Genomic DNA, 258 nt, shown 5'->3' with positions numbered 1-258 from the left:
CAGCTCGGAGTCGGCGGAGTCGCGCAGACTGCTGATCGTCTTCTTGCCTTTGATGGCCCCGGCAAAATCCGCAGGCACCGCCGGCATGCGCACTTTGCCGCCTAGTGAAGTGTTGATCTGGTCGATATGTGTCTGAAGCACCTTGGCTGCAGTCATGACAATATCTTCGCGAATGCTCAACTTACGAGCCTTCACCAGCTTGTCGAGCATCAGGCGCTTCGCACGGGCCTCAGCACTGATCTCGTCAATGGTGCGGAA

The 258-nt window shown here is 57.4% G+C and carries 1 protein-coding gene; it reads right to left on the bottom strand.

The window, feature by feature from the left end; translation table 11 throughout:
• On the bottom strand, window positions 1-258 hold a 258-nt coding region (locus N7568_RS24325; RefSeq protein WP_261612240.1), incomplete at both ends, for a hypothetical protein.

The sequence above is a fragment of the Paenarthrobacter aurescens genome, from assembly GCF_025421775.1.
Taxonomy (GTDB): domain Bacteria; phylum Actinomycetota; class Actinomycetes; order Actinomycetales; family Micrococcaceae; genus Arthrobacter; species Arthrobacter aurescens_B.
Note: the sequence above shows the minus strand (reverse complement) of the source record. Positions and strands in the feature narration are given on the sequence as shown.